Source organism: Methylibium sp., assembly GCF_013817345.1.
Taxonomy (GTDB): Bacteria; Pseudomonadota; Gammaproteobacteria; order Burkholderiales; family Burkholderiaceae_C; genus Methylibium.
This window is the reverse complement of sequence record NZ_JACDCW010000145.1, coordinates 1-7,002: the sequence shown is the minus strand read 5'-3', so window position 1 is coordinate 7,002 and position 7,002 is coordinate 1. Positions and strand designations below refer to the sequence as shown.

4 protein-coding genes are annotated in these 7,002 nt (G+C 71.3%); 2 read left to right on the top strand and 2 right to left on the bottom strand.

The genetic code is table 11. The annotated features are described in order from the left end of the window. Positions 1 to 208: 208 nt before the first annotated feature. Together H0W40_RS18390 and H0W40_RS18385 are read right to left on the bottom strand one after the other, a co-directional pair. Entirely contained in the window at positions 209 to 3,508 is a 3,300-nt protein-coding gene (locus H0W40_RS18390; RefSeq protein ID WP_292449165.1) for an exodeoxyribonuclease V subunit beta, read from the bottom strand. Then, positions 3,508 to 6,156 (bottom strand): PD-(D/E)XK nuclease family protein, encoded by a 2,649-nt coding sequence (locus H0W40_RS18385; RefSeq protein WP_292449163.1) that lies wholly within the window; start codon positions 6,154 to 6,156, stop codon positions 3,508 to 3,510. The genes H0W40_RS18390 and H0W40_RS18385 overlap by 1 nt, the downstream gene beginning before the upstream one ends. Before the next feature lie 175 nt (positions 6,157 to 6,331). Here H0W40_RS18385 and trxA point away from each other — a divergent pair, with 175 nt between their 5' ends. After that, positions 6,332 to 6,661: a thioredoxin TrxA gene (gene trxA / locus H0W40_RS18380; protein WP_292449161.1), complete on the top strand. Its 330-nt coding sequence runs from the start codon at positions 6,332 to 6,334 to the stop codon at positions 6,659 to 6,661. Between the two features lie 246 nt (positions 6,662 to 6,907). Further along, the coding region (locus H0W40_RS18375; protein WP_292449167.1) for a Rho termination factor N-terminal domain-containing protein at positions 6,908 to 7,002 on the top strand (95 nt) is incomplete at its 3' end.

Here is a 7,002-nt window from a genome sequence, read left to right as displayed (position 1 = left end):
CGGGTGAGCGGCGCAGTGAAGTTAAGGGGGAGGTGTCGGCCGGCAGGCCGACGCCGGAGGACATGAACGGAGCCGGTCGCCCGATGCCCTCGGCAGCGCGCTGCAGCACCAGCATCGATGCGTTGAATGCGGCTTGGTATGCGACGCATGCGATCGAACGTTGGTCCAGCATCAGCCGCAGTGGCGCTGTGCCGTATCGCCACTGCGGCTACAAAGGCACCAACGCACCGGCCGCAGTGATGAACGCCGCCTCCACGGCATCCTGCGGCCGCAGCGCGCGGACCGCCTCCCGGTAGGTGGACAGCTGCTCGCGGTAGCCGGCCACATCCTGCGGCGAGTGCTGCAGCTTGTAGTCCAGCACCCACCAGACCGGGCCTGCGTCGGCGCGCAGCGCCACCAGACGGTCGATGCGGAGCAGCTCGCCGTGCCAGGCCAGCGGCACCTCGTTTCCGGCCCAGGCTAACTGTGCGGGCTCGAAGAAGCGGCGACATGCCGGGCTGCTCAGCACCGCGCCGGCCAGCGCCGCGATGCGATCTGCGGCGGCGGCCGGCAAGCCGAATTCCGCTGCCGCTGCCCTGGCAGATTGCGCGAGCAGCGCAGGCGCGGGCAGCCACTCGAGCACGCGATGAACAGCACGGCCGAGGCCCGCCGCCCCGCTGTCCGGCGTGCGGCCGGACGCTGAGCCCGCGAGTTGCGCCGCAACGGCTGCCCGGGCGCCGTTGCGCAACCGCGGCAGCACACGCAACACGATCGGCGCTGCGCTGGCGGCGCGAGCAGCAAGCGGCTCGGGCGCCGCAGCGAGCACCGCCACCCCCGCGTCGGCCAGCCGCTGCCAGGCGCTGATTCCGGGCGCCGCCCTGTGCGGCGCCGTTGCGCTGAGCACCAGTTGCTCACGGGCGCGCGTCATCGCGACATACAGCGCATTGAGTTCCTCACGAGCCCTGCCGGCTTGTTCGGCCAGCATCAGCGGCCGCAGCGATGCCGGCAGCTTCGATTCGCTGGCGACGAAAGCGCAGCAACGCGGGTGCGCGGCATCGGCGGGCCAGTCGATGAGGAGCGTCGCGTGTTCGGCCTTCGGGGCCTCCGGCGCCGTATCGATCACGAACACCGCTCGCGCCTCCAGTCCCTTGGCCCCGTGGATCGTCAACAGTTGCACCGCGTCGCGCTCGGCCTGCGGCGGTAGCAGCACGCGCCGGCGTTTGAGCGCCCGCACGAAGTTGTAGGGCGTGGCGTAGCGCCCGCCGTCCTGCAGCAGGGATTGGGCAAGCAGCGCATCGATTGCCGCCAGCCCCGCCGCGCGCCGGCTTGGCGGCAGTGCCGCCGCATAGCACGCGCGCACTTGGCCCTCACTGAGGATGCGATCGAGCAGATCGTGCGGCGGCAGCGCCGCGGCAGCGTGTGCCCAGCCAGGCAGCAGGGCACGGGCGCGCACCAGCGCCGGACACGTTTCGATCGATTCCATCGCCTCGCCAAGCAAGGCTGCATGCCACGAACTCTTCGCCGCGCGCGCGGCGAGCGCGAGCACGATCAACTCGTCATCGCCGGCACCGAACAGCGGGCTCCTGAGCACCTGCGCCAACGCCAGGTCGTGCATCGGCGAAGCCAGCACGTCGAGCAGCGCCACCAGGTCGCGCACCTCGGGCGCGGCCATCAGCTCGCGCTGCTCCGGCGCCGCGTGCGCGATGCCGAGCTCGCGCAGCGCCTGCGCCACGAATGCCAGCGGCGCACGCTTGCGGCACAGCACCTGGATGTCGCCCGGCAGCCAGTCCTTGCGCTCGAGCAGCGCGGCGATTTGCGTCGCGACCTGGCGCGACTCGATCAGGCGCAGCGCTTCCTCGGCCTCGATGCGCGGCGTGACGAGACTGTCGCGCCACGGCAGCGGTGCGGTATCGCGCGGCCTGGCTTCTGGCCGCGGCACGACGGCCAGCAGCGCCACGGCACCGTCGGGCTGCGTCACATCGGTGGTGTGGAAGCGAAAGCCGTCGAAGTCCCCCTCGCTCTGCGCGCGCTCGAACACCGTATTTAGCGCCGTCAGCACGGCCGGGGCATTGCGCCGCGTGTGGTCGCACGCCAGTCGCGCCGCGCCGAAGGCTTCGACGACGAAGTCGCGCGCCTGCGCGAACACGCGCGGGTCGGCGCGGCGGAAGCGGTAAATGCTCTGTTTCGGGTCGCCGACGATGAACACCGCCAGCGGCTGCTGGCCGCTGGCACCGCCGCCAGCGCCTGCGTAGCCGGCCAGCCAGGCATCAAGCGTGCGCCACTGCAGCGGGCTGGTGTCCTGGAACTCGTCGATCAGCAGGTGGCGCACGCGGGCGTCCAGCCGCTGCTGCAGCCAGCCGGAAAGCTCGGCGTCGCCCAGCAGCGCTTCGGCGCAGGTTTCCAGATCGGCCATGTCGGCCAGGCCGCGTTCTCGCTTGAGGTCGCGGTAGCTCGCCAGCAGCACGCGCGCGAGTCGCACCAGGCGTACGTGGGTGGCATGCGCAGCTTGCTGGTCCACCGCCTCGCGGATGCGCGCGAGTGCCTCGCAAGCCTGCGACTGCAAGGGCCGCTCGCCCAGACGCTTCTTCGGGGCACCCGCGGCGGTGTGCAGTGCGCCGCACACCGCCTCGAAGGCGACTTCGTCGTTCCGCTCGGCCAGGCCCGCTTCCAGCTCCGCAGCGGCCTGCAGTTGCAGCGACTTGCCCGAGGCGCCGAGTTCGCGGGCCAGCTGCCCCAGCAGGTCCACCAGGGCGGGCTCGCGCAACGCCGCAGCCGGGGTGGCAAGACCTTCGAACGCCGGCCACAGCGCCGCAGCGGCAGGCACGCTGGCCGCCAGCACGCCGGCGGCGTCGGCACGCTCGATTTCCACGCGCTGATCGAGCGCCGCTTCGAGCCACTCCTGCGCCACATGGCGGCCACGCTCGCGCACCAGTGCGGCGAAGTCCTCGCGCAGTTCGGGATCCTCGGCGACTGCCGAGAGGAAGCGGCGCCAGTACTGCGGCTGCAACTCGCTGCGCTCTTCGAGCAGATCGATTTCGCCGGCGAGGCCGAGCCGCTCCAGCGAGGCCAGTGGTGCTGCGCGCAGCAACTGGCTGAACCAACCGTGGAAAGTGCGGATCTCGACCGGGCGGCCGCCAGCCAGGAGACGCTCGTAAAGCGTGCCGAGCTGCGGCGCGAGCCCACGGGCCTCGGCAGCGGTGCAGCCGCGCTCCCGCAGAGCCTGTTCGCGCTCCCCGTCGCTCGACAACGCGAACTCGCGCAGCCAGCCATGCAGCCGCTCGCGCATCTCGCCGGCCGCCTTGCGGGTGAAGGTGATGGCCAGGATCTCCTGCGGCTCGGCGCCGGCCAGCAGCGCGCGCAGGATGCGCGAGACCAGCATCCAGGTCTTGCCGGCCCCCGCGCAAGCCTCGACGACGACGCTGCGGCGCGGATCGCAGGCCACGCGGTAGAAGTCGGCAGGCGCGATCAGCGCGCCGTCGAGGCGGTAGGCCAGGTCGCGGGAAGCACGAGAGGCAGGCACGGCGTTCATCACTGGCCGTCGGCCGAATCAGCCGGCATGTCGTCCCAGTGATCGCGACGGCACAGGCCGCGCGCGTTGCAATGCTCGCAGGCCTTGCCCTCGCCCAGCGCCGGCAGCGCTGCACCGCCGCGCAGGCGTTCGTAGTCGGCCGCGATGCCCTCCAGCAGCGATGCGGCGCTGGCCTGCACCTCGGCATGCGGCAGCAGGCTGACGCCCTCGCGACCGTCGAGCGCGAGATAGGCCGCCTCGACGCCGCCGGGCGGCAGGCCCTCTGCCGCCTCGATCAAGGCCGCGTAGAAAGGCAGCTGCGTGTCTTCGAACGGCTGCTTCAGCCGCTGGCGCAGCGCGGCGTTGCCGCTGGTCTTGTAATCGACGACGCGCAAGCGGGTCTGCGCGCCCTCACCTCGCCGGTCGACACGGTCGAGTTGGCCGCGCAGCGTCACGTTCAGGTGGGCGAGCGCCGGCGGCGCGGCCTGCAATGCCAGCTCCGTGTCGCGCACGTGCAGTCCCTCAGCCTCCTCGCGATGCAGCAGTTCGAGGTAGCGAGGGGCGAGCTGCTCGAACCAGGCCGCGTAGAGGAGGAAATCGGCATCGTCGCGGGCGAGCAACACCTGCTGCTCGTCTGCAACGCGGCGCAACAGCTCGGAATCAAGCGCCGCCTCGCCGCTGTCGCGGCGGCGATGAAAGTCCTGCAGCACGGCATGCAGCCAGGTGCCGTAGTCGCGCTTGTCGAGCGCATCGTCGAGCTCCTCCGCCTCGCCGAGCCGCAGCATGCGTTCGGCGAAGAAGCGGTAGGGACAGGCGCGCAGCGCCTCGTAGGCCGTGGCGTTGAGCGTGTCCGGCAACAGCGCGGCCGCGCTCGGCGCCGGACGCGCAACCGGGCGCGCGGTGATCCCTTGCAACTCGCGGGGGTCGGCCGCAGCACGGAGCGGCCGCCCAGCGCGTTCGGCAGCGAACTGCAATCGCAGCAGCAGCGCACTCGGCTGCAAGGGCTCGTTGCCGTCGCGCCGACGATGAAGAAGCGCGAGCTTCGGCGCTCGCAGCAACTGCGCGAAAGCGCCTTCCTCGGCGGCGCGTCGCTCGGCGCTGCCGGCCATCCCCAGCGCCTGTGCGAGCGCGTCGCCGAGCAGCGGCTGCGGGGCCGGCGCGGCGCCGAGATGCGCTTCATCGGCCCCGGGGCAGACGACGGCCGCGAACGGCCGGAGCATCGCGCGCGACAGCGGCGTGATGACGACTGCCACAGCGGCGCCGCCCGCATCGGCGCCGCGCGGCTCGAAAGCGATCTGCTCGAGCACCGATTCCGCCCAGCGGCCGAACTCCGCGGCGTCGAAGCGGGTGCCTGCGGCCTGCTGTACCCAGGCCGGCGCCGGCTCGCCGTGCAGACGCAGGGCTTCAAGCACCTGTGCGCCGGCGGCGTCCGCCAGCAGCGTCTCCCATACACCGGCCTGCTTCAAGGCAGTGCCCAGCCGCCCAAGCCATTCGGCCAGCGACAGGCGACGCGTCGCGCGCAGGGGCTCGGCGAGCACGAGCCACGCTTGCCACACGGCCGCGGCCGACGGCTCGAGCCGTGCGGCATCGAGCTGGTGCAAGGCACTGAGGGCGCCGCGCCGGCACGCGGCCTCGAGCGCGTCGAGGCCAGGCCAGTCGCGGCCGCTCGACTTGAGCCAGTCGAGCAGTTCGTCGGTCGAGGCGCGCGGCCGCGCGGCGCGCAGCAAACCGGCGACGCTCGCGCCGGCCCGCGTGGTCGAAAGCTTCCAGCCCGTCTCGTCGTCGATCGGCACCTGCTGACGCTCGAGCAAGGCCCGCACGCGGCGCACCAGCACGCGGTCGAGCGCGACCAGGGCGACGGGCTGCTCGCCGCGGGCAAGGTGCTCCAGCACCTGCGCCGCGCTGCGCTGCGCTTCGTCTTCGAAGTCGGGGCAGCTCGTGACATGGATCACTGCATCGGCGAGCGGCAATCCCAGCGACCGCCCCGCGTCGAGCCAGAGGACCGGCGCGGCCGAATGGGCCAGCAGCGAGGTTGCCAGTGGATCGGAGGCACCCGCGCGCAACGCGACCCAGCCAGCCGGCGCCAGCGCATGCAGCCCGTCAGTGGCGGTGGCATCGGCCGTCGTCGACCATTCGAGCGCGAGCCGTGCCAAGGCACGTTCGTGCGCATCGGCGCCCGTTCCGGCCGCCAGCCGAGAGCGAGAGTCGTCAAGCCAGGCGTCGCGTGCCTGCGGTGGCAAGGCAAGCCGCACCCGCGCCAGCGATTGCGCGGTTTCGACCAGCCGCGCCAGCGCCAGCTCGAAGCCGCGCGCATCGCGCCGCGACCAGTCGGGCGCCCCGGCCGCGAGCAGCCGGGCGGCCTGCAATCGATCGGACACCGGATCGAAGCTCAGCGCGCCCGGGTCTGGCGAGCGCGGCGCAGCCGTGCTTGCCGCCAGCGTCTGTGTGGTTTCGAAGCGCGGCAGCCACAGCGCCTCGCCCAGCCGGCTCCAGGCTGCTCGCGCCAGCGGCAAATGCTGCGCGAAGGGCAGCAGCACGACGACGTCCCTGAGCGGGAGATCGAAACGCCGGGCGAACGACTGTGTTTCGACGGCGAGCCAGGCCCAGGCGGCAGCAGGATCTAGCGCGGCCGGTAGGGCTCGCACGGGCGCGGCGGTTTCGGCGTTCAAAATGAAGAAAGGGAATGGGCAGGAAACCAGGAATACATGCGGCCGGCTATCTATCAAGGCCATAGCGCACCGGCGCGCAAGGGCGCTCACGTGGCGAAAAGCCTTGTGTCAAAATCATTTTGCCTTGGAGCCCGTGCGTGCCGCGCACGGCAGGCCCCGGTTGAAGGACACCACGATGGCCAGCGAACTGATCAAACACATCTCCGACTCGTCGTTCGACGCCGACGTGCTGAAGTCCGGCACCCCGGTGCTGGTCGACTACTGGGCCGAATGGTGCGGGCCGTGCAAGCAGATCGCCCCCATCCTCGATGAGGTGGCGCAGGCGTACGGCCCCAAGCTGCAGATCACCAAAATGAACGTCGACGAGAACCGTGAAGTGCCGGCCAAATACGGCATTCGCGGCATTCCGACGCTGATGCTGTTCAAGGACGGCCAACTCGCCGCTACCAAGGTCGGCGCCCTGTCGAAGTCGCAGTTGACGGCTTTCCTCGACGGCCACCTATAATCCGCAGCAATTGTGCCGGGGCAGGCGTTTTCGCCGGCCCAGGCACCGCCAGACTGCCGCCACGCTGCCACTTTGGTATCGCGCGTAGGCCCGGCACCCCATCCCGGATTTTTCGACCCCTCTCGTCGGCCGCGCAAGCGGCTCGACCCTGACCGCGAGCGGCGCGGCCGATTCCCTCGGCTCCAACCCGCCCGATCCCAGTGGCGCGCGATCAGCCCGCCACGACAGCACCCAGAGGTGCGCACCATGCATCTATCCGAACTCAAAGCCCAGCACATCTCCGAACTGATCAAGATGGCGGAAACGCTCGAGATCGAGAACAGCGGCCGCATGCGCAAGCA